The following is a 3,629-nucleotide window of genomic DNA, read 5'->3' on the forward strand; positions in this document are numbered from 1 at the left end:
ACAGAAATTAGTAAAATCAACCACTTCTCAACTCATAAATGAAAAAGCCGTCTCAAGTTAAAATCGAGACGGCTTCTTGCAAATTTGGCCTTAGGCCATCATTATCTTTTTGACCGCTTAGAGGTGAATCACCTCTCCGTAAGCTGCGGCAGCCGCTTCCATTACCGCCTCACTCATAGTGGGGTGCGGGTGCACGGTCTTGATGAGTTCGTGGCCCGTGGTCTCCAGCTTGCGCGCTGCCACCGCCTCGGCGATCATTTCCGTAACGTTGGCGCCGATCATATGACAGCCCAACCATTCGCCGTACTTGGCGTCGAAGATCACCTTTACGAATCCGTCCGCGTGCCCGGCAGCTTTCGCCTTACCGCTGGCGCTGAACGGAAACTTGCCGACCTTGATCTCGTATCCGGCTTCCTTGGCCGCCTTTTCGGTGTAGCCTACGCTGGCCACCTCGGGTGAGCAGTAGGTACATCCGGGAATGTTGTTGTAGTCGAGCGGCTGCGGATTTTCACCGGCGATCTTCTCCACGCAGATAATCCCTTCCGCCGACGCCACGTGCGCCAAAGCTTGCCCCGGGACACAGTCGCCGATCGCGAAATAGCCCGGAATATTGGTTTCGTAGTAGTCGTTCACCATGATCTTGCCTTTATCGGTCGCTATGCCTACCTCTTCGAGTCCGATATTCTCTATGTTAGCTTGCACACCTACGGCACTCAAGACCACGTCGGCATCCAACACCTCTTCGCCCTTCTTGTTCTTCACGTTGACCTTGCAAGCCTTGCCCGATGTATCCACAGAAGTTACTTCGGCGCTGGTCATGATGTTGATACCGGCCTTCTTGAACGAACGGGCCAATTGCTTCGATACTTCCTCGTCCTCCACGGGTACGATGTTGTCCATATACTCCACGATGGTCACTTCCGTACCCATCGACGCATATACGTAAGCGAATTCCACACCGATGGCTCCCGATCCAACGACCACCATTTTCTCGGGCTGCTTTTCTCGGGTCATGGCCTCGCGATAGCCAATGATCTTTTTACCATCTTGTGGCAGACTCGGAAGCTGACGCGAACGCGCTCCCGTAGCTATGATGATGTTCTTGGCCGAAACGGTCTTCGCATTGCCGTCGGCATCGGTCACCTCGATCTTCTTGCTCGGCTTTACGACACCGGTTCCGTTGATGACCTCGATCTTGTTCTTCTTCATCAAGAACTCTACACCTTTGCTCATGCCGTTGGCCACGTCGCGGCTGCGACCGATCACGGCGCTAAAATCTTTATCGTATCCGTCGACCTTGAGGCCGTAGTCTTCGGCGTGCTTCAAATAATCGAAAACATTGGCGCTCTTGATGAGGGCCTTGGTCGGAATACATCCCCAGTTCAGGCAAACTCCGCCCAAATTCTCTTTCTCGATGACAGCCGTTTTAAGGCCCAGTTGCGATGCGCGAATGGCGGCGACATAGCCTCCCGGCCCGCTGCCCAATACGATCAAATCAAAATCCATGGATGTATATTTTTATGTTTTCAATGCTGCTGCGAATTTAGGAAATTTGAAGCCATGCACTATACCTTCCGATGCCCTAATGTCACCGACCACTACCTGCACATCGAACTCGAGATCGATGATCCGGGCGATGGTGACCTTTTTCTGCAACTTCCGGCATGGCGACCAGGTCGGTACGAGTTGCAAAATTTTGCCAAGAACGTTCGAAGTGTTCGGGCCCTGCGGGCCGATGGGCAACCGCTCCCTATAAAGAAGATCGGTAAGGACCGATGGCACATCCGGCCGCAGGCCGAAATATATATTTCGATCCATTATCAGTATTACGCCAACCAGCTCGACGCGGGCGGAACGTTCATCGACAACGACCAATGGTACATTAATCCTTGTACGTGCTGCATGTACGTTGAAGGGCGCGAGCACGAAGAACACGAGATCGCCCTTGAGATTCCACAGGATTTCGCCCTCGCGGGCGGATGGTCACCTACGGGGCCGCATTCGTGGAGTGCTCCAAATTTCGACACTCTGGCCGATTGCCCCTTTATCGTTTCGAACGCCTTAAAGCACCGCGATTACGAAGTAGCCGGAACCAAGTTCAACCTCTGGTTCATGGGCTGGAAAGACATTCCGTGGGATAAGATCATGCCGGCGTTCAAGGCGTTTACCCGCAACCAGATCGAAGCCTTTGGCGCCATGACGGTCGAGGAGTATCACTTTCTGTATGAGATCCTTCCGACGAAGAAATATCACGGCGTTGAACACTTGAATTCCACCGTTATCGTACTGGGTCCGGAAAAGGAAATGGAAAGTGACGAAGACCTCTGGGAAAACTTTCTCGGGGTATCATCGCACGAGCTCTATCATACCTGGAACATAAAGAGTATTCGTCCGGCCGAAATGCTTCCTTACGATCTCACTCAGGAACAGTATTTCGAAACAGGTTACGTAGCAGAGGGAGTGACTACCTATAAAGGCGATCTTTGGCTCGCTCAGAGTGGTGTATTCAATTGGAATCAGTTCAAGAATACGCAAGAGCAAAACTTGCAGCGTCACAGCGATACCTCAGGCAACCTCTATACCTCGGTAGCCGAAAGCAGTTTCGACCTATGGCTCGATGGTTACGCGCTCGGAGTTCCCAATCGAAAAGTGAGTATTTACTCCGAAGGTGCCTTGATCTCGCTCATGCTTGACCTCATTATTCGTAAGAATACGGAGGGCCAGCGCGGACTCGAGCACGTGATGCGCAGACTCTATCACGAATTCGCCCTTCATGGAAAAGGCTATACAACCGATGATTACCGCGAGCTCTGTCGCCTCGAGGGCGGGGGGCTGGTCGATACCATCTTCGCACGTCACGTGTACGGGTTAGGGTACTACTGGGACTCGCTGGATCCGTTGTTGAACGCGGTCGGACTCAAAAGAGTAGAGGTAGAGCACGAGACCTTGGCCATGAATCGATTCGGTATTCGCGCCTTCAAAAAAGGTGAAGTGATCGTTCCGACCGAGATTTGGCCCGGATCCATTGCGCATAAGGCCGGACTCGAGCCCGATGCAGAGATCATCAAAGTCAATGGAGAAATCCTGAAGGATACTTTATCCGATGTTCTTGAGAAATTCATTGACGAAGAGATTGAACTAACCGTTCGCAACGCCATGAAAACCAAGGCCTTGAAAATGAAGGCCGATGAGCGACGGTTTTTTCCGAAACAACGGATCAGAAAGATCCAAGATGCCACGGATGAGCAGAAAAGCTTGTTTGAGAAGTGGTGCGGACTTATCTTTTAGTCCTTAAGTCTTGGTGTTGAGTGGTTAGTTAGCCAGTAGGCCATAAGCCCTAGGCTTTTTGCGTTAGCTTCTATTGTTGGTACAGGGAGCAGAAGGTCCGCGATTTCGGTCATGAGAAAAGGTTCTACTCCCAACCCCCGCCAGCAGGGGACAATCATTCGCTTTGCGAGTCAATTTCGGCCAGGTCGAAGTACATTCGTTCTTCGAGTGACTAAACGGCCATTGACTCCGGAAGGAATAAACTCGCGCAAGGCGCGAATTCAGGGAGTGTTCACTAAAGTGTGTCATTGGTTAAAAATCTATCTTCAAAATAGTCACATAAATCCCTGCGGACATTAGAC

The 3,629-nt window shown here is 51.5% G+C and carries 2 protein-coding genes; one reads left to right on the forward strand and one right to left on the reverse strand.

Annotated features, from left to right (window positions below):
- Positions 1–117 precede the first annotated feature (117 nt).
- The gene (gene lpdA / locus J4F31_12280) at positions 118–1,506 is read right to left on the reverse strand and encodes a dihydrolipoyl dehydrogenase (GenBank protein MCE2497329.1); all 1,389 of its coding nucleotides are present in this window, start codon (positions 1,504–1,506) and stop codon (positions 118–120) included.
- Between the two features lie 54 nt (positions 1,507–1,560).
- On the opposite strand from lpdA, the gene J4F31_12285 reads away from it, so the two are divergent.
- A complete protein-coding gene (locus J4F31_12285) occupies positions 1,561–3,288 on the forward strand; it encodes a M61 family metallopeptidase (protein ID MCE2497330.1) in 1,728 nt (575 codons plus the stop codon).
- The last annotated feature ends 341 nt before the right edge of the window (positions 3,289–3,629 follow it).

It is taken from the genome of Flavobacteriales bacterium (assembly GCA_021296215.1).
Taxonomy (GTDB): domain Bacteria; phylum Bacteroidota; class Bacteroidia; order Flavobacteriales; family ECT2AJA-044; genus ECT2AJA-044.